A 23137-nucleotide genomic window follows, 5' to 3' on the forward strand; every position below is an offset into this window, starting at 1 on the left:
CAAGGGCACCCTGGCTATGTGCCGGCTACACCCACTGCGTTCCTTCGCCGTGGGCTCGTCGCACGGGAACCGCCAGAGCCGCGGCGAAACCTGATGAGTCCGAAGTTCTTCTCAGGAATTGCCATGGCAAAATACCAAACCATGCCGAGGGGCAGAATGATCAAGCTTGTGATGAGTGTGTAGAAAGGCATCAGCAAAAGCCAGCGATTCCGATTTTTCCAGTGGATGCCATAAATCATTCCGAAGTAAAGAACGGCCGCGGCCAGCAGTGACAGCCCGGGATGCACGAGCGCTTCCCACCGAAGAAGGAGAAAAGCAAACAGTACGACGCTGCCGTATGTCCAGAAGAACGGATGCCAAAAGCAGAAGCGGATATTCACAATATATAAGCGGAATTCCCCGCCCGCCCAGGCCAGGCGCTGCCGCCACCAGGCCCGCAGCGTCGCTGGTACCTCCGTGTTCACGGCGAACGGAATGTGCGTCATACGGTATCCAAGGCGCTCACCGAGCAGTCCTGTCTCAACATCATTCCCCTGGAAGAAGAGTGAATGCTGCGCCATGATGGCACGCATCGCAGATGTTTTTCCTGCGTGGCATGCCCCGCTCAGAAGCCACGGCATGACGAACCGGAGGCGCATGGCCAGGCGGTACTCATGCCGCTGCAACTGGACCAAGGCGGGACCCTCCGCCTGCGGCACCAGTTCAATGGAGGCGACATCGTCACCCCGCTTCCGAAGCTCTCCCACCAGCTCTGACAGCGGGCGGACCGACGTCGAGTCCGCATCCAGGCATACGACGTATTCAGCGTCAACGGCAGATTCCAGTGCGTCTCGAATGACTCGGTCACGGACCGTACCGCCAGTTCGGCGACCAGTTCCGGCAGACGGCGCAACGTAATCGCTGAGGAATACCCGGAAACCATGAGCCGTCGCAATTTCGTTGAGCGACTGCCTGAAGCCATCGGACTCACCGGAGGTCGTACAGAGGATGACCTGGGAGCCGTAGCTGTGGAGAAAGTCGACGTTAGTCAAATACCGGATATCGCCATAGATGGGAACCAGCACGTCGAATGACAAGCCCTGAAGCGACAGACTGCCGGATTCCCGGACCGCCGTTCCGAAGCGGCTGCTGCGGGCCGCCCCGACAGCGTCAACTAAGACTGCGAGAAGTGGCAGTGCCAAGAGCGCCAGAAGAGAGGCTGTCCAGTCCATCGTTTACCTTTCCGGCCGTATTGAATTCGAGGGCCTCGCGAACGAGTGCAGGATGCGCGCCGTGATCGACGAGCTCGCGAAGAAGTTCCAGTGCAGGGTCAATCGGATAGGATCCAACATCGACCTTCAGGATGCGCGGATGAGGCGTGGCGTAGTGGGTTTCGCGCAAGTCGAAAAGTTCCTCGGACATCTTTTCGCCGGGACGCAGCCCGGTGTACTCAACTGCAGGCATCGGGCAGTCAACCATTTCGACGTACCGGCGCAGCAGCGACTCGATCCGCACAGGGGCGCCCATGTCCAGCACGTACGTTTCCCCGCCGGAACCGAGGCAAGCGGCTTCGATCACCAGGCCGGCTGCTTCGGGGATGGTCATGAAGTAGCGTGCGACACCGGGATCGGTGATCCGGATCGGCTGTCCCCTCTCAATCTGAGTCATCAGCGTGGGCAGGAAGGAGCCTCGGCTGCCAAGAACATTTCCAAACCGGACACTTGCCAGTTTGGTCTCTGAGGTGCCGGCATACTTGCCGGCCACGTGCTCGGCGAGCCTCTTGGACCATCCCAATGCCGATGTCGGATTGGCCGCCTTGTCTGTGCTGATGTTGACAACCCTGCTGACACCAGCAGCAATTGCTGCTCGGACTACAGACTGGGTTCCAAAGACGTTGGTCTTGACTGCTGCCTCAGGTGCCCGCTCGAGAAGCGGCAGGTGCTTGTGGGCTGCGGCATGAAAGACGACATCCGGGCGGACCTCCTGCATGATGCGCCGCATGAGCTGTTCGTCCCGGATGTCGGCCAGCCGGTACACGTCGTCGTCCAGCAGCGCCAGGCCTTCCAGGTCCATTTGCAGGTTATAAAGGGCGAACTCGTCGTCGTCGATGCAGAAGACCTTGCCAGCTTCCAGCGTATGCATCTGGCGCACGATCTCTGAGCCGATGGAACCCCCGGCGCCCGTCACGAGGATGGTTCTGCCTTGGATCAAAGCTTTCGCAGCAGACCCGTAAACGTGCATCGACTCTCTGCCAAGTAGTCGGTCGGCCCAAATCTTTTCCATCGCACTGCCCCCATGTTCACAAAATTGTTCGGCTTCTTATTGAGCAAATTCATCGCAGGACAGATCTCTTCGGCTCCGCCAGGAGGCGGCCGAACGCAAATGAATAACCCGCATGCCGCAGGGCCGTGACCCTGGAATCCGTTGGTTTTCCCCCACTGAGACCTTCCACCCCAACAACACACGGCTTCTTTCTCGGCAACACGAGTAGCTGGTACCTGTAAATGAGCGTGAGCGCTACTTGGTAAAGAGGACTTGCCTACGGGCACCGGCCGGTCAATTGCTTGCGGCGCTCCGATCAAGCTGATAGGCCTGACGGTAAGGTGCAGAGTGGCAGATCAGCACGCCGCCCCATCCGGGTGGTGGTTGCAGAAGGGAAGTTCACGTGACTCGCAAGACTCCTCACATCGAGGAACCGTCCGAAAAGGATCTCGTCGTCGGAGACGGGCCGAAAAGCTGGGCCGCCGGCGTCCCGGGCGTGTACCACTCCATGAAGCCAGCCATCGAACAGATGGGGCTGAACCGGACCCGCAAGACCGTCATGGCGATGAACCAGAAGGACGGCTTCGACTGTCCGAGCTGCGCGTGGCCGGATCCCCACCACCGCAAGGCATTCGAGTTCTGCGAGAACGGGGCCAAGGCGGTCACCTGGGAAGCGACCCCGGTGGTGGTTCCCGAAACTTTCTGGGCCGAGAATGCCGTCAGCGACCTGCGCAGCCAGACCGAGTACTGGCTTGGCATGCAGGGCCGCCTGACCGAACCGGTGTACAAGGCCGCCGGCGAGGACCACTACAAGGCGGTCAGCTGGGACGAGGCGCTCCGGCTCGTGGCCGACAAGCTCAAGGGTCTGGACTCCCCCGACCAGGCGGCGTTCTATACGAGCGGCCGGACCTCGAACGAGGCTGCCTTCCTCTACCAGCTCATGGTCCGCGGCTACGGCACCAACAACCTGCCGGACTGCTCCAATATGTGCCACGAATCCTCCGGCTGGGCCATGGGCCAGACCATCGGCATCGGCAAGGCGACGGTCAGCTTCGACGACTACGCCAAAGCCGACCTGATCATCATCATGGGCCAGAACCCCGGCACCAACCACCCCCGGATGATGACCGAACTCGAGGCGTGCAAGCGCAACGGCGGTGAGATCGTGGCCGTCAACCCCCTCCCCGAAGCGGGCCTGCGCCGGTACAAGAACCCGCAGCAGGTCAACGGGGTCGTCGGTCACGGCGTCCAGATCGCGGACCAGTTCCTCCAGATCCGGATCGGCGGGGACATGGCGCTGCTGCAGGCCGTGTCCAAGCGCGTGCTCGACGCCGAGGCCAAGAACCCCGGGACGGTCCTGGACCACGCCTTTCTGGCCGAACACTGCGAGGGGCTCGAGGAGCTCAAGGAACACCTCGCCGGGCTGGATGAAGGCACAGTGCTTGAGGCCACGGGCCTGCGCAGCGAGGACATCGATGAGCTGGCCGCCCGCTACCTCAAGGCCGAGAAAGTCATCATCACCTGGGCCATGGGCATCACGCAGCAAAAGAAGGGTGTTGCCACCATCAAGGAGATCATCAACCTCCTGCTGCTGCGCGGCAATATCGGCAAGCCAGGCGCCGGCGCCTCCCCCATCCGCGGGCACAGCAATGTGCAGGGCGACCGGACCATGGGCATCTGGGAGCAAATGCCGCAGTCCTTCATGGAGGCCCTCGGCGAGGAGTTCGACTTCGAGCCGCCCCGCGAACACGGCGCGGACGCCGTCGAGACCATCAACAAGATGCGCGCGGGCGAGATCAAGGTATTCGTCGCCCTGGGCGGCAACCTGGTGGGTGCCATCTCGGACACGAACGCCGCCGAGGCTGCCATGCAAAACACGGAGATGACGGTCCAGATCTCGACCAAGCTGAACCGCTCGCACACTGTGACGGGCCGCGAGGCCCTGATCCTCCCCACGATGGGCCGGACCGAGATCGATATCCAGGAATCCGGTCCCCAGTTCGTGTCGGTGGAGGACACCGTCTGCGCCGTGCACCCGTCCTGGGGCAGCGTCGAGCCGGTGTCCCACCATCTGCTCTCGGAGCCGGCCATCGTGAGCCGGCTGGGCAAACTCCTGGTGGGCGACAAGATCAGGGCCGACTGGGACGGCTATGAGAAGAACTACGACCTCATCCGGGACCATATTTCGCGCGTGGTGGGCGGCTGCAAGGACTACAACCAGCGGATCCGGCAGGAAGGCGGGTTTGTCCTCGCCCACGGTCCCCGCGACTCCCGCACTTTCCCCACGCCCACCGGCAAGGCCGTGCTGACCGCCAATGATCTTGAACTTGTCGAACGGCCGGAGGGAACCCTGATCCTGCAGAGCATGCGCTCCCACGACCAGTTCAACACCACCATCTACTCGCACAACGACCGCTACCGTGGCATCAAGAAGGGCCGCCATGTGGTGTTCGTGAACCCTGACGACATCGCCGAACTCGGCCTTGCGGACGGGCAATATGTGGACGTCCGCGGCGTATACGACGACGGTGAGGAACGCGTGGTGCGCAAGTTCCGTGTGGTGTCGTACCCCACGGCACGCGGTTGCGCTGCTGCCTATTACCCCGAAGCCAACGTGCTGGTGCCGCTGAACCACACGGCCGAAGGCAGCAACACGCCAGTCTCGAAGGCAGTCATCGTCCGGCTCGAGCCGAGCCTGGACCAGACACCCGACGGCGCGGCAACAGCCCCTGCCCGGGTGGCCTCACGCTAGGCACCCGTCAGCCGGGGCCGGGCCAGTCCGCACCACCGGACATGCCCCGCCCCGGCCACGGCGAGTGGACATAACACCAACATGCCCATGCCCGCGCCCCACCGCGGAGCATGTCCAGTGGCTGCGGACCGCGCGCATGGCGTGATCCCTGTGCACCAGGTCCGGCGTGCTTCCAGGGTGCTCGCGGGGCGGGCTACTGGGCCCTCTTGGTCCAGCCTTCTTCGTCCGGGCCGCCCGACTCGCCATGTTCGCAGAGCTCGATGACCTTGTTCGACGCGGCGTGCACAGCCTCCTGCGTGCCCTTGCGGCCCTTGGTGGACGCAGTACCCGCCGCGTAGCCCACGATGAACGCACTGATCGCGTCCGCATGCGGCCCGACGGCTTTGACCGATTCCTCCGCCACCTGGACGATCTTTTCGTGGTCGACTTCCAGGTCGAGGATCTGCAGCGCCTGGATCAGCCGGCTGCTCCAATGCCGCAGCGAGCTGTCTTCGTCTCGGGACAACGTCATTGCTACTCCTTCTCGCAGGGTGAATGGATCGTCTAACCCTCAAGGGGTAGCACCCGCCCCCGGCGTTGCGCAACGCGACACAGCGGCAGGCGGCAGGTGGCACGCAGGCGGCCCCTCAGCTCCAGAGCGCCACGTGGAACTTGGATCCCCGCCGTTCCAGCCCTCGGGAACCGCCGGGGGCCACCATGGCCGCGGTGGCGTCGGCGGTGCCGGCAAACCGTTGGAGGGTCCGCGCCATGGTGGTGGCCCGGCCGCGGTCCAGGGTACTGGCCCACCAGAGTCCGGAGATCGGCGTTCCGGCTACCGGCACACGGACCAGGGAACCGCTGCGGATTTCAGCCCGGACAATATGCCCCAGCGCCAGCATGGTTCCCTCTCCGGCCCTGACGGCGGCCAGGGCCTCCGTTTCGCTGCTCAACCGGACGATCTCCGGCGCCACCGACTGGGCAGCCAGCCACCGGCCCTCCTCGCTGGCCGCCTGAATGCCGGCGGGGCCGGCAAACCAGGGTCTGCGCACCAGTTCGGCCGGCGCGACCGGCCCGTGGAGGGCGGCGATCGGATGCCCGGCGGCCGCCACGACGATCCGCTGGTACCGCAGGAACGGGACGGAGTCGATGCCGACGTCGCCAGTACCGTTGGCAAGGGAGCCGTTGCGGGCGGCGGGCCTGGCCCCCAAAGCGATGTCGTAGACGCGTTCCCGCATCAGCGAGGCGATGTCCTCGGCCTCCTCCACCACCACATCGACGGAGGCCCCGGGAACCCGGCGGGTGAAAAGGTCCAGCAGGCGCCCCGCCGCGTGCTCAGCAAACGGCGCCGTCGCCACGATTTTCAGCCGCCCGGTCTCGGTCTGGGCATGTGCCACCTCCCACCGGGCACGGTCCGCCAGTCCCACGATGTCCTGGGCATGTTCGGCGAGCGCCCGGCCGCCGGGAGTCAGCGCAATCCCGCCATGGGCGCGCACGAAGAGCGGGTCGCCCAGATCCTGCCTGAGTGCGGCGAGCGCCGTCGATACTGCCGGTTCGCTGACTCCGAGCTGGACGGCGGCCGCATGGAGGGAACCCAGCTTGGCCACCAGGGCGAACGTCCGCAACTGTCCCAATGTCATCGCCACGGCTTCATAACCTTTCGCTTATGACGATATTGACAGCCCTGTCAGGCCGGGGCAAGACTGACCTCAATCCGGCGCCAGGCAGCTGCTACTCCACGCCGCCGGCCTTTCGGAGTGAGGTAGGGACTATGCAGATTCCGGCTCCATTTGACTACGTGCGCGCCACTACGGTGGAGAACGCACTGGAACTCCTTGCCCGGTACGGACCCGAATCGCGGGTGGTTGCCGGCGGCCATAGCCTCCTGCCGATGATGAAGCTCCGCCTCTCCCGGCCCGAATGGCTGATCGACATCAATGACCTATACGAGCTCGATTTCATCTTCCGTGACGGCACCAAGCTAAGGGTCGGCGCCCTGACGCGCCACACCACCCTGCTCGAGTCGGACGAGGTGGCCGGGCTGTTCCCCATCGTGCGGGACGCCGAGCGGGTGATCGCCGACCCCGTGGTCCGCAACCGCGGCACCATTGGCGGCTCGCTGTGCCAGGCCGACCCGGCCGAGGACCTCTCCACGGTGTGTGATGTCCTGGGCGCCGAGGCAGTGATCCGCGGACCGGGCGGCGAGCGCATCCTGTCCATGTCCGAGTTCCACCGCGGACCCTATGAAACCGCGGTCGGGCACGATGAACTGCTCTGCGAACTCAGGTTCGGCATCCGCCCCCGGTCGGGCAGTGCCTACGAAAAGGTCGAACGCCGGGTCGGAGACTGGGCAGTCGGTGCCGCCGGTGCCGCTGTCACCCTCACCGCGGACGGCACTGTCGACGACGCCGCCGTCGGGCTCACCGCCCTGGGCCTCGACCACCCCCTGGCCGGGGCCGCCGCCGTGCTCCGCGGCCGGCATCCGGACGAGGAGCTGTTCGCCGAGGCGGGCAGGCTGGCAGCGGAGGCCTGCGATCCGGTGGCTGACCAGCGCGGCCCCGTCGACTACAAGCGGCATCTCGCCGATGAGCTCACCCAACGGGTACTGCGGCGGGCCTGTGCCCGCGCCGCCCAGATGCAGGAAGGCTGAAGCCGATGCAGATCAGCATGACCGTGAACGGCACCGACGTCACGAGCGAGATTGAGCCCCGGGTGCTCCTGGTCCACTACATCCGCGAGGTCCTGGGCCTCACCGGTACGCACTGGGGATGCGACACAAGCAACTGCGGGACGTGCGTGGTCCTGATGGACGGACAGCCCGTGAAGTCCTGCACCGTCCTGGCCGCCATGGCCGCGGGGCACGACATCCGCACCGTCGAGGGGCTGGCCAGCGGCGGCACCCTCGACCCCGTCCAGCAGGGTTTCATGGAAGAGCACGGGCTGCAGTGTGGCTTCTGCACCCCGGGGATGATGCTCACGGCCCGCGCGCTGCTGGATAAGAATCCGCACCCGGACGACGCCGAGATCCGGCAGGCCATTTCCGGGCAGATCTGCCGGTGCACGGGCTACGCCACGATTGTCCGCTCGGTGCAGTGGGCCGCCGCCCATCCGGCCGGCTCCGGCCTGGCCGACACGGACACCGCCGTCCCGGACACCGCCGTCCCGGATGTCGCCACGGAGACAGAGGACTCAGAGGTGAAGGCATGACCGTCATCCATGACCGGCCGTCAAACCCGGCCGCCGGCGATGAGGACCGTCCGATCGGCTATGGCCGCATCCAGCGGAAGGAAGACCCGCGCTTCGTGCGCGGCAAGGGGCACTACGTGGATGACATCGTGCTGCCGGGGATGCTGCACGGCGCCATCCTGCGCGCTCCGGTGGCGCACGCCCGGCTCGTGTCCATCGACACCACCAACGCCCTGGCTCACCCGAAAGTCGTGGCAGTCATCACCGGCAAGGACCTTCTGGGCCTGAAGCTCGCGTGGGCGCCGACGCTCTCGGCGGATGTCCAAGCTGTGCTGGTGACCGACAAGGTGCGGTTCCAGGGGCAGGAAGTCGCGTTTGTCGTGGCCGAGGACCGTTACACCGCACGGGACGCCCTGGAGCTGATCGACGTCGAATACGAAGTCCTTCCCCCGCTGGTGGACGCCCGCAAGGCGCTGGACCCGGACGCCCCGGTGATCCGCGATGAGATCGAGGGCCGGACGGACAACCGGATCTTCGACTGGGAGATGGGCGACAAGGCCGAAACGGATGCGGTGTTCGCCTCCGCGGATGTTGTGGTCAGCCAGGAGATCGTCTACCCGCGGGTCCATCCCGCACCGATGGAGACGTGCGGCGCCGTCGCCGATTTCGACGCCGTCAACGGCAAGCTGACGCTCTACGAGACCACCCAGGCACCGCACGCGCACCGGACCCTGTTCGCGATCGTCGCCGGCATCCCCGAGCACAAGATCCGGATCGTCTCCCCCGATATCGGCGGCGGTTTCGGCAACAAGGTCGGGATCTATCCCGGCTACATCCTCGCCGTCGTCGGTTCGATCGTCTCCGGCCGCCCGGTCAAATGGGTGGAGGACCGCTCCGAAAACCTGATGTCAACCTCGTTCGCCCGGGACTACATCATGCAGGGCGAAATCGCGGCGACCAAAGACGGCAAGATCCTCGCCCTGCGCACCCACGTGCTGGCCGACCACGGCGCGTTCAACGCCACGGCCCAGCCCACCAAGAACCCGGCCGGATTCTTCTCCATCTTCACCGGCAGCTACGACCTCGCGGCCGCCCACTGCTCCGTCACCGGTGTCTATACCAACAAGGCGCCCGGCGGGGTCGCGTACGCGTGCTCGTTCCGGGTCACCGAGGCCGTCTACCTCGTGGAGCGGATGGTCGACATTCTTGCCCGCAAGCTGGACATGGACCCGGCGGAACTGCGGCTGAAGAACTTCATCAAGCCGGAGCAGTTCCCCTATGCCAACAAGACCGGCTGGGTCTACGACTCGGGCAACTACGAGGCCGCCATGCGCCTCTCGATGCAGCTCGCCGGATACGAGGACCTCCGCCGCGAGCAGGCCGAGAAACGCGAACGCGGGGAACTCATGGGCATCGGGGTTTCCTTCTTCACGGAAGTCGTCGGAGCCGGGCCAAGGAAGCACTTCGACATTGTGGGCCTCGGCATGGCCGACGGCGCTGAACTGCGCGTCCACCCCACTGGCAAGGCCGTGGTGCGCATCTCGGTGCAGAGCCAGGGCCAGGGCCACGAGACCACCTTCGCCCAGATCGTGGCGGAAGAACTCGGCATCCCGCCGGAGGACATCGAGGTGGTGCACGGGGACACCGACCAGACGCCGTTCGGCTTGGGCACGTACGGCAGCCGTTCGACGCCGGTCAGCGGCGGCGCCGTGGCCCTTGTAGCCCGGAAGGTGCGCGAGAAGGCGAAACTGATCGCCGGGGCGATGCTGGAGACCCGCCCCGAGGACCTCGAATGGGAAAAGGGCCGCTGGTTCGTCAAAGGCGATCCGAGCGTCGGCAAGACCATGGCCGAGATCGCCATGGGCGCCCACGGCACCGTTGCCTTGCCTGAGGGCGTGGACGGAAACCTCGACGCCGAGGTCACCTACGACCCGCCGAACCTGACCTTCCCGTTCGGCGCCTACATCTGCGTCGTCGACATCGATCCCGGCACGGGGCAGGTCAAAGTGCGGCGCTTCATCGCGGTGGATGACTGCGGCACCAGGATCAACCCGATGATCATCGAAGGCCAGGTGCATGGCGGGCTGACGGACGGTGTGGGCATGGCCCTGATGGAGATCATCGAGTTCGACGAGGACGGCAACTGCCTCGCCGGGTCCTTCATGGACTACCTGATCCCCACGGCCATGGAAGTGCCGGACTGGGAAACCGGATTCACTGTCACGCCCTCCCCGCACCACCCGATCGGGGCGAAGGGCATCGGCGAGTCCGCCACAGTCGGCTCACCGCCGGCGATCGTCAACGCTGTTGTCGATGCCCTGGCGCCGTTCGGCGTCACACATATGGACATGCCCTGCACCCCGGCCCGCGTCTGGGCTGCCATGCAGGGCCGGGCCCGGCCGCCGATCTGATGGCCTCCACCGCAGGATCCCTGGCCGCCAGGGCCGATGAACTCGCCAGCCGCCGCGAGCCGTTCGTCCATGCCACGGTGGTCCGCGCCCAGCATCCGACGAGCGCCCACGCCGGGGACACCGCCCTGGTGCTGCCCGGCGGAGAGATCCACGGCTTTGTGGGCGGAAACTGCGTGGAGGAGTCGGTGCGCGAGTACAGCCGGCAGGTCCTGGCCACCCAGGAACCCCTCCTGCTGCGGGTGCTGCCCGGAGAACCGTCCCGCACCGCGGAGGAAGGCGCCGTCGAGGTCACCAACCCGTGCCTGAGCGGCGGGGCGATCGAGATCTTCCTCCAGCCGCGGATTCCGGCGCCCCGTGTCGTGGTGGTGGGCACGACGCCGGTGGCGCAGGCCCTGGAAACGCTCGGCTCCGGCGTCGGCCTCGAAGTCGAACTGACGGACGGCGAATCCGCAGATCCCCGCGGGGACGACGCGGCATTGATTGTCGCCTCGCACGGCAAAGCGGAAGAGCGTGCCCTGGAAGCCGCCCTGCGGGCCGGTGTCCCCTACGTTGCCCTCGTGGCCAGTAGAACCCGCGGCGCCGCCGTCCTGGAATCCCTCGACGTCGACGACGCCCTGCGGCGGCGGGTTTTCACACCGGCCGGGCTGCAACTCGGCGCCCGGACCCCCGGGGAGATCGCCCTGTCCATCCTCGCCCAGCTGGTCGGTGAACGGTCCAGGGCGCGGCGCGCCGCCCCGCCCCTGGCGTCCGCTGCCGCGGCGGCCACGAGCTTCGGCACGGAGCCAGTACCATCGGAGCCAGTACCATCGGAGCCCGCACCACCGGGGACGGGGCCGGCGAGCGCGGTCGACCCGGTGTGCGGCATGTCTGTCCCGGCCCTCGAATCGTCCCTGCACCTGGTTCACGAAGGGGCCGCCGTCTACTTCTGCTCGCCCGGCTGCCGGGCCGCCTTCCGCAAAGATCCGGAACGCTATGCCGTTACGACCTGAGCGGTTGCCGGCGGCAGAAAGCCCCGGGCCCCGGACCGCCGGCATCATCCTGGCCGCGGGCGGTTCCCGGCGACTGGGCCGGCCGAAGCAGCTGCTGCCCTACGGCGCCGGAGTGCTGCTCGATGCCGTCCTGGCGACTGCCCGGGACTGTGGCTTCGGCCAGACGGTGCTGGCCCTGGGCGGCGCAGCGGCCGACGTGGAGCGCACTGTGGACACCAGCGGCTGCGATGTGGTGCTCAACCCGGACTTCGGCGAAGGGTGCGCGTCCTCGATCGCCACGGCGCTCGCCGCCCTCCATCCGGGCACCAGCGCCGTCGTCCTGCTGCTCGGCGATCAGCCCGGTGTCCGGGCCGCGAGCGTCCGGGCAGTGCTTGGCGCCCTGCAGCCCACTCCTGCGCACACTGCCGGCATCGCGGTGTGCCGCTACGACGACGGCGTGGGCCACCCGATGGCGTTTGCCCGGCGCCTGCTGCCGGACCTGGCCGCCCTGCACGGGGACAAAGCCGTCTGGAAGCTCCTGGCACAGCGGGCGGACGACGTCGTCGAGGTCCGCACAGCCGGCCCCGTCCCCCCGGACGTCGACACCGAAGACGACTACCGGCGCCTCCTTGCCGGGCTGCTGGGGGCCCTATGACGGCGGCGGCGCGGGCCGGCGCGGAGGAGGACGTGCGGCGCCGGGTCCCGGATGTCGGATCGCTGATGGCCGCGCTGGACCGGGCCAACTACCTGGCCGACGTCGGACTGGCGACGGCCCTGTTCCTGGCTGTCCGCCTGCCGCAGCCCATCCTGCTCGAGGGCGAGGCGGGGGTCGGGAAGACGGAGGCCGCTAAGGCGCTGGCCGAGCTCCTCGACACCCCGCTGTACCGGCTGCAGTGCTACGAGGGAATCGACGCCGGTGAGGCCCTCTATGAGTGGAACCACCAGCGCCAGCTGCTCGGCATCCGGCTGGCCGAAGTCCGCGACACCGAGGTCACGGAAACGGACCTGTTTGCCTCCCAGTACCTGCTGCGGCGCCCGCTCCTGCAGGCGCTGGAACATCCCGGCCCGCGGCCTGCCGTGCTGCTCCTGGACGAGATCGACCGCGCCGACGCCGAATTCGAGGCCTTCACCTTTGAACTGCTGGCCGAATCCGCCGTCACCATCCCGGAGCTGGGCACAATCCGCGCCACCCATCCCCCCATCGTGATCCTGACCTCCAACCGGACCCGGGACCTTCACGACGCCCTGACCCGCCGCTGCCTGTACCACTGGATCGACTACCCGGGACCCGCCCGGATTGCCGAGATCGTGCGCCGCCGGGTTCCTGCCAGCAGCGGCCCGCTGGCCCTCCAGGCCGCTGCCGTCATCACCCGGCTGCGCACCCTGGACCTCGCCAAGCCGCCCGGGATCTCCGAGGCAATCGACTGGGTCTCGGCCCTGGCCGTGCTGGGGGTGGAGCGGATCGACCCCGGCACCACCGAGCAAACGTGGGGCTCCATCGTCAAGAACCGCGACGACCTCGAACTCGTCGGCTCCCGCGGCGCGGCCTGGCTCGTGGACGGCACCGATGGCTGAAGACCACGGCCCCGCCCAGAACAACAGTGCCACCGATCAGCCGCCGCAGCCGCCACTGGTCGAGGCGGCCGCCTTGTCCGCCGCGTTCGTCACGGCCATCCGGAGGGCCGGCCTGGCGACCTCGCCGGACCGGGCGGCGCGGCTCGCCGAGGCGCTCCACCTGATCCCCCCGGCCCGGCTTGAGCAGCTCTACTGGACCTGCCGCGTGGTGCTCGTGTCCGCCCGCGAAGAAGTGCCCGTGTTCGATGCCGTCTTCGCGGCCGTGTTCCGCGGGAACGCCGCCCCCGGCCAGCCGGGCAGCGTGCCCGGGGCGGCAGCGGCGCCGCCCGCGCCGGCCCTCCGGACCAGGCCCGCAGCGCCAGGGAGCCAGACGCCGGGCCCGGCCCCCGGCACGCCGCAGCGGCCGCGCCTGGCCTTCCCCGGCCGGGACGGCTCCGCGGAGGACGGCCGCACTGACCGGGAGGCCGTCCTTGCCATGGTTTCCGCAGACGAACACCTGCAGGCGACATCTTTCGCCGAGCTTTCCGCCGATGAAGTAGCGGCGGTACGGCGGCTGGCGGCGGCGCTGCAGCTCGCGACGCCGCTGCGCCTGAGCCGCCGCACGCGCACGTCGGCCCACAGCACGGCGAGCCTGGACGTCCGGGCGACAGTGCGCGCTGCCCGCCGGTCCGGGACCGACGCCCCGCTGCTGCTCTATGCCCGCCGGCGCGAGCAGCGCCGCAAACTGGTATTGCTCTGCGATGTTTCGGGATCGATGGAACCCTACTCCCGGGTCTTCGTATCCTTCCTGCAGGGCGCCGTGACCCGGGCCGGGGCGGAAGCCTTTGTCTTCTCCACCAGGCTGACCCGGCTGACACGGCAACTGGCCCTGCGTGATCCGGACCAGGCCCTGGCCCGCGCCGCTGTCTCCGCGCCGGACTGGGCTGGCGGAACCCGGATCGCCGAATGCCTCCGGCGCTTCGTCGACGAGCACGGCCGCCGCGGACTGGCGCGGGGCGCTGTGGTGGTGGTGTTTTCCGACGGCTGGGCCTACGAGGATCCGGAACAGGTCGCGGCGCAGATGGCCCGCCTGCGCCGGCTCGCCCACCGGATCATCTGGGTGAATCCGCGCAAGGCAGCCCCGCAGTACCGGCCCCTCGTGGGCGGCATGGCGGCGGCCCTGCCCTACTGCGACGCCTTCGTCAGCGGCCACAGCTTCCGGGCCTTGGCGCAGGTGGCTGCCGCCATTCGCGGCGAGGGGCCGCCTTCACAGGACACGCACGAACGAGCGAGAGGCAAGGAACCAGCCCATGCACATTGACAGCACGTTCTCGGTGGTCGCACCAATAAGCCAGGTGTGGGACACGCTGATGGACTTTGAACGGGTGGCCGGTTGCCTTCCGGGGGCCAGGATCCTGAACAAGCTCTCGGACGACGCCTACCAAGTGGGCATGACGGTAAAGCTCGGCCCGGTCACGATGCAATACAAGGGCCTGCTGAACGTCATTGAACGAAACGCCCCGGAACATCGTGCGGTCCTTGGCGGCAAGGCCCAGGAGACCCGCGGACAAGGCACCGCCGAGGCCACCGTCACCCTGGTGCTGGCCGAAGACGGAGCGGCCACACGGGGTTCCGTCAGCGCAGACCTGGCGCTGTCCGGCAAGGCAGCGGCCATGGGCAAGGGGGTGATCGGCAGCGTCACGGAGCAGATGATGTCGCTCTTCGCGAAAAATCTGCAGGCCATGCTCACTGAGGCAGCACCCCCTGCGCAGGAAGCCCCTGCGGGGCCGACCCCTGCGGCGGTCCCCGAACCCACCCCGGCTCCGGTCCCCGCGGCGGCCGCGCCGGAACCGATCCCTGTGCCTGTCTCGGCGGCGGCCGCGCCGGAACCGGTCCCTGTGCCTGTCTCGGCGGCGGCCGCGGCGGAACCGATCCCTGTGCCTGTCTCGGCGGCGGCCGCGGCGGACGGCAGCCTGGATGCGCTGAGCCTCGCCAAGGGAATCGCGGCGGAGCAATTGTCCAGCCCGGTGAAGGTCCTCGGCGTTATCACCGTCGTGGCGTGCATCGCGTACTGGGCCGGCCGGCGTTCGGCGTTCCGGCTGCTCCGGCTGTGCGGCAGGCTCTGAGGAGCGCCGATGCGTGATGTCCTCGCGGCCATGTTGCCCGACTGGCGAAGCGGTGCCACGGCAGGCCTGGCCACCGTCGTGAGCACATTCAGATCTGCGCCCCGGCTCCCCGGGGCCGCCATGCTGGTGACGGCCGGCGGCGAAGCCGTGGGCTCCGTCTCCGGCGGCTGCGTCGAAGGCGCCGTCTACGAGCTCGCCACCCAGGTCAAGGACGACGGCGAGCCGGCCTTGGTGCGCTACGGGATCAGCGACGACGACGCCTTTGCCGTGGGCCTCACCTGCGGTGGAATCATCGATATCTTCGTCGAACCTGTCTCCCGGCAACACTTTGCCGAACTCGACGCCGTCGCCCAGGACATCGCCGCCGGGCGCCGCGTGGGCGTCGCCACGATCATTGAACACCCTGATGCCGGCCGTGTGGGGCGGCACCTGGTTGTCAGGCCGGACGGTTGCGAGGGTGACCTGGGCTCGGACCGGACCAGCCGCGCCGTCGGCGACGACACCCAGGGTCTTCTCGCCGCCGGCCGGACGGGCATCCTGAACTACGGCGTGGACGGCGAGCGGCTGGACACCGGCATGCGCGTCTTCTTTGCCAGGTATGCGCCGCCGCCGCGCATGCTCGTCTTCGGCGCCATTGACTTCGCCGCGGCGCTGGCGCGGCTGGGCGCGTTCCTGGGCTACCGGGTGACCGTCTGCGATGCGCGGTCCGTCTTCGCGACGCGGGCGCGATTCCCTGACGCCGCCGAGGTGGTCAACGCGTGGCCACACCGGTACCTGAGCGAGCAGTTTGCCCAAGGGCTGCTGGATTCCAGGGCTGTGCTCTGCGTCCTGACCCACGACCCGAAGTTCGACATCCCCGTCCTTGAGGTGGCCCTGCGCGGCAGCCCCGTGGCCTTTATCGGCGCCATGGGATCCCGGCGCACGCACGAGGACAGGATGGCACGGCTTCGGCAGACGGGACTGACTGAGGCCCAGTTGTCCAGGCTTCACAGTCCTGTCGGCCTGGATCTGGGCGCCCGCACCCCGGAGGAAACGGCGGTGTCCATCGCCGCAGAGTTCATCGCCCAACAGTGGAGCGGCAGCGGGGAGCCGTTGCGGCAGCTCGGCGAACGGATCCACCACGACGAGCAGTTGTGACTGTGTGGCCATGACGGCGGACGACGCCCTGGGCTGGACGCTGGCGGTGCTGCTGCCGGCGGCAACGGGCTACTCGGCCGGGCAAAACTTTCGTGGAGCCGGGCCGGCGGGTCTGCTTTCATGTTCGCTGCCCAGGTTTCATGTACGCCGCCCAGGCCGCCTGACCGCCGCTCCCCCAGTTGCTTCGGATCCGACGCACCGGATTCCGGCTACCGCGCGGCGACCGCCGCGGGAGCCAGCAGTTCGCGGTACCGGGCGGCGTGCCGGCCGAGTTCGTCGGCGTCCACCCGGGGTGCCGAATGCAGGATGAGTGGCCGGGCCATCTCCAGGCCGCACAAGTGCGCGGTCGCGTCGAGGGGGCGCAGGAGCTCCTCCATCGTGAAGCGGTTGTGTCCTGCCGGCGCGTAGGACGATTCAGGGCCGCCGGTCGACAGCACCAGCTGGAGCCGCTTTCCGTGGAGGGCGTCGCCTCCGGCGCCGTACGCGAAGCCGTACGTAAGCACCTGGTCCATCCACTCCTTCAGGACCCCCGGGACGGAGTACCAGTGCCACGGGAACTGCCAGACGATGGTGTCGTGCCCGCGCAGCAACTCCTGTTCCCGGGCGGTGTCGAACCGCCGGTCCGGGTGGGCGGCGGAGAGGTCATGCACCGTCACGTGCTCCAGGTCCATGATGGCTGAGGTGAGGTGCGCGGTGATCCGCGAGCTTTCCAGGTCAGGGTGGGCAACAAGGACGAGCGTGCGCTGTGGGGTCATGGGAGGTTCGTGCTTCTTTCAGAGTCGGATTCAAGGCCGACCAGAGCCGAGCTGACCTGCCAGAGGCGGTCAATATCGGACTGGCTGTAGCTGCGTTTTGATGATTTCTTGGGAGTGCTGCTGGCAAAGTACTGGCCGGTGACGTTTTCGAGCTCCGGCGCCGAGGCAAGATATATGGAGGTCCGGGCGCCCTGCTCCGGGGTTTTCATCCACCGCTGAACCAGCGGTGTCAGGAACTCTTGCAGCCGGCCCGGATCTTCGGCTCCGAACGCCGTCGCCACGACTCCGGGGTGGAGCACATTTGCGGTGACGCGGGTGCCGGAGAGACGTGCGGCGAGTCCGTAAGTGAACAAGACGTTGGCCAGTTTCGACTGGTTGTACGCCCGCTGCCCCGAGTAGGACCGTTCGGCCAGCAGGTCGGCGAAGTCCATCCGGGCCATGGCTTGGGCGCCGGACGAGACCGTTACGATCCGCGCCGGTCCGCTCTCCTTCAACCGTTCAAGGAGCAGGTTGGTGAGCAGGAAAGGAGCAAGGTGGTTAAGGGCGAAGGTGTACTCAAGTCCATCCACGGTGACGCGGCGGGTGTTCCAGAATCCGCCCGCATTGTTGACCAGCACATCGAGGCGGTCCAACGTATTCAGCACCTCCTCGGCCAGCCTGCGGACTTCCCGCTGGGAGGAGAGATCGGCGGTGAACACCTCGACGGGGGCCGACGCCACAGCGCGGATCTCCTCAGCTGCCCGAGATGCCCTGTCAGCATTGCGGCCGGTGATGGCAACCCGCGCACCCAGGGCGGCCAGACCCAGAGCCGTGGCCTTGCCGATCCCGCCGGTGCCTCCCGTGATCAGAACTGTCTTTCCTGCCATTGACAGCATTCGGTTCTCGCTCCCGGTGTTCGTTGCCGCAAGCTGCACGTGTGGGGTGTAGACAGGTTTGTCTACACCGGGAACGAAGGTATCAGACAGAACTGTCTGTGCACAAGCAGCGGCCGGCCCTGCTCCGCCGCGGGGCGTTCGGGTCGGCTGACGGGCTCCGCAGTGGCCGTCCGGGCGGCCGCCGGGCGTATGCTCTTGGCATGGCGAGATACTTCGATGTGCACCCCGAGAACCCCCAGCACCGTTCGATCCTCCAGGCGGTGGACATCGTGCGCTCAGGCGGCCTGATCGCTTACCCCACGGATTCCTGCTATGCGCTGGGCGCTCAGCTGGGTAACCGGGAGGCCCTGGACCGGATCCGGACCATCCGGCAGTTGGACGGCAAACATCATTTCACCCTCGTCTGCAAGGACTTCGCCCAGTTGGGCCAGTTCGTCCAGATCGACAACGATGTGTTCCGCAGCATCAAGGCCGTCACGCCCGGCAGCTATACCTTCATCCTGCCGGCGACCAGGGAGGTCCCGAAACGGCTGCTGCACCCGAAGAAAAAGACTGTTGGCGTGCGCATCCCGGACAACCACGTCGTGCAGGCGCTGCTCGCTGAGCTCGGCGAGCCGCTGCTGTCGAGCACTTTGCTGCTTCCCGATGAGGAAGAGCCACTCACTCAGGGGTGGGAGATCAAGGAACGCCTGGACCACGTGGTGGACGCCGTGATCGATTCCGGCGACTGTGGTGCCGAGCCAACCACGGTGATCGACTACTCCAGCGGCGTCGCGGAAATCGTCCGGCGCGGCATGGGTGATCCGTCGCGCTTCGAGTAACAGTCGCGCTTCGGTTAGCAGACGACGCCGGCAACGGCATGGCGCCTGCCGGCTGACCAGGCGGGGCGGACTAGGCGGATTCCGCCGTGGCCGCCTGCCGGTTCCGCAGCCACCGGCGCACGAGGTCGATGGCGGCGACAAGCCCGGCCAGGGGCGAGAGCACCGCTGCGGCGTAGACGAACATCATCCACGTCAGGGTGGTCACCGGGCTTTGGCGGGTGCTCAGGAGGGACAGTCCGCCGAAGAGGCCCAGGACCCAGAACAGGATGACTCCGGACAGCACAGCGGCTGCGGGGAAGTACTCGTTCGTGACGACTTTCTTCAAGGTTTCCATGGGCCCTCCTCACACCTGGCGGTGGGACTGCCCGCCGGGGATATTCCCAGTATGGGGCCCGGCGCGGCGGAATTCCCCGAGAATCCCGGCCACGTGACGAAGCTAACGCCCGCGTCCGGTTGGCGGCCATCCCGGTCATCAATTGGGCGCCGCCGGTCCACCGGTGGCGGCCCCGCGGGGGTCAGACCGCGGCCCGGACGCGCTGGAGGAAGGAATCAAGCACCCGCCCGGCGTTCTCATGCATGCGCCGGGACTCGGCCGCCGGCAGCTGCCGGCTCTTGGGCCCGTTCAACCGCTCGCCCAGATAGAGCAGCGCCGCCAGTACCTCGGAGAGTTCGGAGTTGCTTTCCGCACGCTGCCGGAGGAGCCGCAGATGAGCTTCCTGGAGGGCCGGACCGGGGCTGCAGCCAAGGTCGCGGTCGAAGAGCCGCCGGCAGCGGTCATAGGCCGAGAGGCCCTCCGCCGGCAGGCCTGCCTGTTCATAGGCCGTCACCAGCACCGTCCAGGCCCGCTCGTTCAGGGGCTCCGCGCGAATGGCAGCCTGGACCAGGTTGACGGCATCGTCTGGTTTGTCCAGCAGAGCCGCCGTTTCTGCCGCGAGGATCTGCAGCGCCACCTTTTCGGCTGTATGACGTGCGCGCGCCTCTTCGGCCCAATCGGAGGCAAGTTCGAACCCGAGCAGCGGCTCGGCGGAAATCTCCAGGGCCTCGAGCATCAGGGGGTAGGCCTCTGCCGGAGGCAGCTCACCCGCGTCGCGGACCAGGTCACGGAACCGGAACAGATCGAGGTCCACGAGCGTAGGGTCCAGCACGTAGCCACTGTTGGCCGTGCGGAGCGGGCCGGTCTTAGTCTGCCCCGGCTGGATGGCACGGCGGATACCGCTGATATAGCTCTCGAGGGTCGCTACGGAGCCGTCACTGGCTCCTGCTCCCCAGAGAAGATCGATCAGGCGGGTCTTGGACACGGGCGTGCCAAGGTTCAGGAGAAGGATTTCCAGTATGTGCCGGGGCTTGCATCCGCCCATGTCGGCGGCGGTGAGCGCCACGCCGTCCCGGCGCACTTCGAATGATCCGAAGAGGCGGACCGAAATGGAAGGTGCTGTTTCCTTTGGGCTATCCACGATGTTCTCCGATTTCCCCAGGTAAAACGAACTCAATCGTCTATGGAGAGCCGGATCAACATTGAAACCAGGCCGTACTGAGGCTCTGTTCCCTCCGGCTTTCCAATGACACCGTGACACGCCCGGCGGGGCGCAACAAGGCATGCCGCTACCCGATCTTTCGCCCAAAGAAAGACGCGTACAGGGGTCAGTACCGCTGAGTAAGCGGGCGGAGCGGAGGGCAGGTGATTGCGGCGCCAACCAAGTAATTCCGCGGGCCGCCGCCATGCGGACCCAAGTAGTTTAGGCGGGCAAGGAATTGGCCCCCGGCGGCTAAATTCCAGCACGTTGAAACCGCGGGTCCGGACCGGGTTTCCCTACTGGTTATCGGTCATCTCGGCGGGCACAGCCACCAGTCGCAGGTCCGCGCCGTCCCGGAGCACGGCAAGGTCCAGCGGCTCCCCGATCGCTTCGGCGAACAGCAGTTTCTGCAGGCTCTCGGCGTTGGACACATACATGTGTCCAACCTTCAGGAGGATGTCGCCGGCCCGTAGCCCGGCCCGCTCGGCGGGGGAATCCGGGAGGACTTCGACCACGAGCAGGCCCTCCCTGCGGCCCGTCCGGACGACGGCGCTCGGCTGCAACTGGATGGGTGTGTTGACCAGGCCCAGGTAGGCCCGGCGGACGCGGCCGTCCTTGAGCAGCGAAGCGATGATCCGCCGGGACGTCGCGTTGATGGGAACGGCCAGGCCGAGCCCAACACCGGCCACGGCCGTATTGATGCCGACGATCCGCCCGCGGGCGTCTGCCAGCGCCCCGCCGGAGCTGCCGGGGTTGAGGGCCGCGTCGGTCTGGATGACGTCCTCGATCACGCGCCGGCTCCGTCCGGACCAGACCGGGATCGAACGGCCCAGCCCGCTGACCACCCCGGCGGTGACGGAGCCGGCGAGCCCGAGCGGATTGCCCACGGCGATGACCAGCTGGCCGACCCGAAGGGACTCGGCATCGCCGAGTTCAGCCGGTGCAGCGGTGGGTGCCCTGCCGTGGACCACGGCAAGATCGGAGAGCGGGTCGGCGCCCACCACGTCAACAGCCGTGCTGGTGCCGTCGGCGAAGACTGCGTGGCCGGACTGGGCGCCTCCCACCACGTGGGCGTTCGTCAGCAGATATCCGTCCGTGGTGAACAGCACGGCCGACCCCGCACCGACCCTCAACCTGCCGTTGCGCCCGTTGCCGGTCATCTCGAGCGCGGCGACGTGCTGGGTGACAGCCTCGGCCACGCGGATGACCGTTGCGGAATAGGAATCCAGCGGGTCTTCGGACACATCGGATCCGGATACCCTGCTGATGGACGCGGCCACGGTGCACCTCCTGCTGAACGGTACTCATCCAAGTCAACCACCGCCGTCCCGGGAGTAGTCCTGGCGGGCCTACGCCGTCAGAGAAATACGCAGGATGAAGCGGCGGCGGTGCAACAGTTCAGCCCGGCGCGGATCCGCGGCTAGGCTCGGACGTAGATCCGCCCGACAGCCCAGGAGAACCTACGTGACACCAACGTCCGCCTCCCCCGCCCCGCTGCCCCTGCCGGGTCTGACCTGGGGCATCAAGCGCAGCTTTATGGATTACATTTCGGGACTCCCGGACGGTGCTGTTTCCGCGGCCGACGGCGCCACGGTCACTGCGTCCGGAGAGTTCTGTTTCGCTCCCGCCGGTTCCGAGTACGATCCCGCCAGTGGCACCGGGGTGCTGCGGTTCCGCGGCGATGTCCGCGTCGCCGGTCACCACGGAATGATGTTCGTCCGGCTGCTGGACCCATGGGTCGAGTTCGCGGCCGGGCACGGGGTCCTGTCCATCAGCACGGGCGACGGCGGCGGGACCGAGCGCTCGGATGTCGGCACCCTGCGCACTGCCGCGCCCCGCAACATGGAAGGGTTTCTCGTCTGGGAGCGCGTCGAGGTCGCCATCTCCCAGGCCGGTTCGGAACTGTTCGACGGCCAGTACGCCGACGGCCAGGCGATGGACCCCCTCGTCATCCGGGTGCCGGCGTAGTCAGGACGGGCCACGGCGCGGACGCTAGCGTGGACGCACCGGACGCACCCTCACCGGCCCGATGATCCCGATCAGGGCCACGGCGGTCATGGAACCTGCCGCCATGATCGAGGCGAGGACGACGATCTGGAAGCGGCCCGCTTCCAAGGGTGAAAGGCCGCCGAAGATCGCACCCACAAACGCCCCGGGCAGGGTGACGAGTCCCGTCGTCTTAGTCTGGTCGGTCGAAGGGATGAGGGCTGAATAGACGGCGCGCCGGGCCAGCTCCAACGTCGACTGACGCCGGGTCGCCCCCAAAGCCAGCCACGCTTCAACCTCATCCCAACGTTCATTCACGGACTCGGCAAAGTGCCGGCCGGCCAGGGTGGCGATGGTCATCGCATTGCCGATCACGATCCCCCCAATTGCCAGCGCGTAGCGGGGCGTCAGGGCTATCGCGCCCGTGCCGAAAACGATCGCCAGGGTCACCAGGATGCCGGCCGCCATCGAGCCCCCCACTACCGCCAGGCGGCCCCAACTCCACCCCAGGCGACGCGCGGCCGTCACTGCGGCCACCGAAAACATCACGAGAAGTGCGGCGCCGACCCAGACCGGACTGGTGATGACAGTGCCCAGTATGAGGCTGATGACAGCCAGTTGCACAGCCCCGCGCAGGATGGCCAGCGCCGGCGCCGTTCGGTGCGGGATCCGGAAAACCGCAAGCAACCCCACGGTGACCAGCATCAGGAGCCCGACGCCCAGCAGCGTGGGCAGGAGATCAGTCAGGGCGGTCATCACGCCAGCCTATAGACCTTCCCGGCAGCACCATGGGCGGCATCGGCTGTCGGCTGCCTTCCCCCGCCGGACACGGCTG

The 23137-nt window shown here is 67.4% G+C and carries 22 protein-coding genes; 12 read left to right on the top strand and 10 right to left on the bottom strand.

Annotation, left to right across the window (positions count from 1 at the left end):
- Positions 1 to 14: 14 nt before the first annotated feature.
- Both AC1DFR_RS01920 and AC1DFR_RS01925 read right to left on the bottom strand, forming a co-directional pair.
- Entirely contained in the window at positions 15 to 1211 is a 1197-nt protein-coding gene (locus tag AC1DFR_RS01920; protein WP_476872583.1) for a glycosyltransferase family 2 protein, read from the bottom strand.
- Positions 1150 to 2262: an SDR family NAD(P)-dependent oxidoreductase gene (locus AC1DFR_RS01925; protein ID WP_476872584.1), complete on the bottom strand. Its 1113-nt coding sequence runs from the start codon at positions 2260 to 2262 to the stop codon at positions 1150 to 1152. Before AC1DFR_RS01925 ends, AC1DFR_RS01920 begins: the two co-directional genes overlap by 62 nt.
- Positions 2263 to 2644: 382 nt before the next feature.
- Between AC1DFR_RS01925 and AC1DFR_RS01930 the strand changes: the two genes are divergently transcribed.
- Complete coding sequence (locus tag AC1DFR_RS01930; protein WP_476872585.1) at positions 2645 to 4993, top strand: FdhF/YdeP family oxidoreductase; 2349 nt, start codon at positions 2645 to 2647, stop codon at positions 4991 to 4993.
- 193 nt (positions 4994 to 5186) lie between these two features.
- On the opposite strand, the gene AC1DFR_RS01935 is transcribed toward AC1DFR_RS01930, so the two are convergent.
- Together AC1DFR_RS01935 and AC1DFR_RS01940 are read right to left on the bottom strand one after the other, a co-directional pair.
- On the bottom strand, positions 5187 to 5504 hold the full coding sequence (locus AC1DFR_RS01935; RefSeq protein ID WP_476871529.1) for a DUF6457 domain-containing protein: 318 nt from the start codon (positions 5502 to 5504) through the stop codon (positions 5187 to 5189).
- Between the two features lie 115 nt (positions 5505 to 5619).
- Positions 5620 to 6609, bottom strand: coding sequence for a LysR family transcriptional regulator (locus AC1DFR_RS01940; RefSeq protein WP_476871539.1), 990 nt, complete (start codon positions 6607 to 6609; stop codon positions 5620 to 5622).
- A 131-nt stretch (positions 6610 to 6740) separates the two neighbouring features.
- Here AC1DFR_RS01940 and AC1DFR_RS01945 point away from each other — a divergent pair, with 131 nt between their 5' ends.
- From AC1DFR_RS01945 to AC1DFR_RS01985, 9 genes are read left to right on the top strand one after another with little or no spacing between them, the layout of a single operon-like run.
- The gene (locus AC1DFR_RS01945; protein WP_476858629.1) at positions 6741 to 7619 is read left to right on the top strand and encodes an FAD binding domain-containing protein; all 879 of its coding nucleotides are present in this window, start codon (positions 6741 to 6743) and stop codon (positions 7617 to 7619) included.
- Between the two features lie 5 nt (positions 7620 to 7624).
- Positions 7625 to 8176, top strand: a complete 552-nt coding sequence (locus tag AC1DFR_RS01950) for a (2Fe-2S)-binding protein (protein WP_476872586.1) — start codon at positions 7625 to 7627, stop codon at positions 8174 to 8176.
- Positions 8173 to 10566, top strand: a complete 2394-nt coding sequence (locus AC1DFR_RS01955; RefSeq protein WP_476872587.1) for an aerobic carbon-monoxide dehydrogenase large subunit — start codon at positions 8173 to 8175, stop codon at positions 10564 to 10566. The genes AC1DFR_RS01950 and AC1DFR_RS01955 overlap by 4 nt, the downstream gene beginning before the upstream one ends.
- Positions 10566 to 11555 carry an XdhC family protein gene (locus tag AC1DFR_RS01960; protein WP_476872588.1) on the top strand — a complete coding sequence of 330 codons (990 nt, stop codon included), beginning with the start codon at positions 10566 to 10568 and terminating at the stop codon, positions 11553 to 11555. The genes AC1DFR_RS01955 and AC1DFR_RS01960 overlap by 1 nt, the downstream gene beginning before the upstream one ends.
- A complete protein-coding gene (locus tag AC1DFR_RS01965; protein ID WP_476872589.1) occupies positions 11539 to 12189 on the top strand; it encodes a nucleotidyltransferase family protein in 651 nt (216 codons plus the stop codon). The genes AC1DFR_RS01960 and AC1DFR_RS01965 overlap by 17 nt, the downstream gene beginning before the upstream one ends.
- Complete coding sequence (locus AC1DFR_RS01970; protein WP_476849588.1) at positions 12186 to 13109, top strand: AAA family ATPase; 924 nt, start codon at positions 12186 to 12188, stop codon at positions 13107 to 13109. The genes AC1DFR_RS01965 and AC1DFR_RS01970 overlap by 4 nt, the downstream gene beginning before the upstream one ends.
- The gene (locus AC1DFR_RS01975; protein ID WP_476872590.1) at positions 13102 to 14409 is read left to right on the top strand and encodes a vWA domain-containing protein; all 1308 of its coding nucleotides are present in this window, start codon (positions 13102 to 13104) and stop codon (positions 14407 to 14409) included. Before AC1DFR_RS01970 ends, AC1DFR_RS01975 begins: the two co-directional genes overlap by 8 nt.
- Positions 14399 to 15214, top strand: a complete 816-nt coding sequence (locus AC1DFR_RS01980) for an SRPBCC family protein (protein WP_476872591.1) — start codon at positions 14399 to 14401, stop codon at positions 15212 to 15214. Before AC1DFR_RS01975 ends, AC1DFR_RS01980 begins: the two co-directional genes overlap by 11 nt.
- A 9-nt stretch (positions 15215 to 15223) precedes the next feature.
- The gene (locus tag AC1DFR_RS01985; protein ID WP_476872592.1) at positions 15224 to 16351 is read left to right on the top strand and encodes an XdhC family protein; all 1128 of its coding nucleotides are present in this window, start codon (positions 15224 to 15226) and stop codon (positions 16349 to 16351) included.
- A 209-nt stretch (positions 16352 to 16560) separates the two neighbouring features.
- Here AC1DFR_RS01985 and AC1DFR_RS01990 read toward each other — a convergent pair whose 3' ends face one another.
- Both AC1DFR_RS01990 and AC1DFR_RS01995 read right to left on the bottom strand, forming a co-directional pair.
- Complete coding sequence (locus AC1DFR_RS01990) at positions 16561 to 17106, bottom strand: NAD(P)H-dependent oxidoreductase (RefSeq protein ID WP_476871521.1); 546 nt, start codon at positions 17104 to 17106, stop codon at positions 16561 to 16563.
- Positions 17103 to 17972, bottom strand: a complete 870-nt coding sequence (locus AC1DFR_RS01995) for an SDR family NAD(P)-dependent oxidoreductase (RefSeq protein ID WP_476871520.1) — start codon at positions 17970 to 17972, stop codon at positions 17103 to 17105. The genes AC1DFR_RS01990 and AC1DFR_RS01995 overlap by 4 nt, the downstream gene beginning before the upstream one ends.
- Positions 17973 to 18181: 209 nt before the next feature.
- On the opposite strand from AC1DFR_RS01995, the gene AC1DFR_RS02000 reads away from it, so the two are divergent.
- Entirely contained in the window at positions 18182 to 18802 is a 621-nt protein-coding gene (locus AC1DFR_RS02000; RefSeq protein WP_079549522.1) for an L-threonylcarbamoyladenylate synthase, read from the top strand.
- A 70-nt stretch (positions 18803 to 18872) separates the two neighbouring features.
- On the opposite strand, the gene AC1DFR_RS02005 is transcribed toward AC1DFR_RS02000, so the two are convergent.
- The 3 genes from AC1DFR_RS02005 to AC1DFR_RS02015 form a co-directional block, all read right to left on the bottom strand.
- Positions 18873 to 19136 carry a hypothetical protein gene (locus AC1DFR_RS02005; protein ID WP_476855967.1) on the bottom strand — a complete coding sequence of 88 codons (264 nt, stop codon included), beginning with the start codon at positions 19134 to 19136 and terminating at the stop codon, positions 18873 to 18875.
- Between the two features lie 181 nt (positions 19137 to 19317).
- The gene (locus tag AC1DFR_RS02010) at positions 19318 to 20256 is read right to left on the bottom strand and encodes an AfsR/SARP family transcriptional regulator (RefSeq protein ID WP_476849580.1); all 939 of its coding nucleotides are present in this window, start codon (positions 20254 to 20256) and stop codon (positions 19318 to 19320) included.
- Between the two features lie 356 nt (positions 20257 to 20612).
- Complete coding sequence (locus AC1DFR_RS02015) at positions 20613 to 21596, bottom strand: S1C family serine protease (protein ID WP_476871519.1); 984 nt, start codon at positions 21594 to 21596, stop codon at positions 20613 to 20615.
- 184 nt (positions 21597 to 21780) lie between these two features.
- Between AC1DFR_RS02015 and AC1DFR_RS02020 the strand changes: the two genes are divergently transcribed.
- The gene (locus AC1DFR_RS02020; RefSeq protein ID WP_476849578.1) at positions 21781 to 22284 is read left to right on the top strand and encodes an HtaA domain-containing protein; all 504 of its coding nucleotides are present in this window, start codon (positions 21781 to 21783) and stop codon (positions 22282 to 22284) included.
- A gap of 24 nt (positions 22285 to 22308) precedes the next feature.
- On the opposite strand, the gene AC1DFR_RS02025 is transcribed toward AC1DFR_RS02020, so the two are convergent.
- Positions 22309 to 23058 carry an ABC transporter permease gene (locus AC1DFR_RS02025; protein WP_476872593.1) on the bottom strand — a complete coding sequence of 250 codons (750 nt, stop codon included), beginning with the start codon at positions 23056 to 23058 and terminating at the stop codon, positions 22309 to 22311.
- Positions 23059 to 23137: the final 79 nt, after the last annotated feature.

The sequence above is a fragment of the Arthrobacter sp. 05T410 genome (assembly GCF_056396505.1).

Coding starts and splice junctions, on each gene's coding strand:
- AC1DFR_RS01920 (WP_476872583.1), bottom strand. CDS start 1,211: ATGGACTGGACAGCCTCTCTTCTGGCGCTCTTGGCACTGCCACTTCTC.
- AC1DFR_RS01925 (WP_476872584.1), bottom strand. CDS start 2,262: ATGGAAAAGATTTGGGCCGACCGACTACTTGGCAGAGAGTCGATGCAC.
- AC1DFR_RS01935 (WP_476871529.1), bottom strand. CDS start 5,504: ATGACGTTGTCCCGAGACGAAGACAGCTCGCTGCGGCATTGGAGCAGC.
- AC1DFR_RS01940 (WP_476871539.1), bottom strand. CDS start 6,609: ATGACATTGGGACAGTTGCGGACGTTCGCCCTGGTGGCCAAGCTGGGT.
- AC1DFR_RS01945 (WP_476858629.1), top strand. CDS start 6,741: ATGCAGATTCCGGCTCCATTTGACTACGTGCGCGCCACTACGGTGGAG.
- AC1DFR_RS01950 (WP_476872586.1), top strand. CDS start 7,625: ATGCAGATCAGCATGACCGTGAACGGCACCGACGTCACGAGCGAGATT.
- AC1DFR_RS01955 (WP_476872587.1), top strand. CDS start 8,173: ATGACCGTCATCCATGACCGGCCGTCAAACCCGGCCGCCGGCGATGAG.
- AC1DFR_RS01960 (WP_476872588.1), top strand. CDS start 10,566: ATGGCCTCCACCGCAGGATCCCTGGCCGCCAGGGCCGATGAACTCGCC.
- AC1DFR_RS01965 (WP_476872589.1), top strand. CDS start 11,539: ATGCCGTTACGACCTGAGCGGTTGCCGGCGGCAGAAAGCCCCGGGCCC.
- AC1DFR_RS01970 (WP_476849588.1), top strand. CDS start 12,186: ATGACGGCGGCGGCGCGGGCCGGCGCGGAGGAGGACGTGCGGCGCCGG.
- AC1DFR_RS01975 (WP_476872590.1), top strand. CDS start 13,102: ATGGCTGAAGACCACGGCCCCGCCCAGAACAACAGTGCCACCGATCAG.
- AC1DFR_RS01980 (WP_476872591.1), top strand. CDS start 14,399: ATGCACATTGACAGCACGTTCTCGGTGGTCGCACCAATAAGCCAGGTG.
- AC1DFR_RS01985 (WP_476872592.1), top strand. CDS start 15,224: ATGCGTGATGTCCTCGCGGCCATGTTGCCCGACTGGCGAAGCGGTGCC.
- AC1DFR_RS01990 (WP_476871521.1), bottom strand. CDS start 17,106: ATGACCCCACAGCGCACGCTCGTCCTTGTTGCCCACCCTGACCTGGAA.
- AC1DFR_RS01995 (WP_476871520.1), bottom strand. CDS start 17,972: ATGGCAGGAAAGACAGTTCTGATCACGGGAGGCACCGGCGGGATCGGC.
- AC1DFR_RS02000 (WP_079549522.1), top strand. CDS start 18,182: ATGGCGAGATACTTCGATGTGCACCCCGAGAACCCCCAGCACCGTTCG.
- AC1DFR_RS02005 (WP_476855967.1), bottom strand. CDS start 19,136: ATGGAAACCTTGAAGAAAGTCGTCACGAACGAGTACTTCCCCGCAGCC.
- AC1DFR_RS02025 (WP_476872593.1), bottom strand. CDS start 23,058: ATGACCGCCCTGACTGATCTCCTGCCCACGCTGCTGGGCGTCGGGCTC.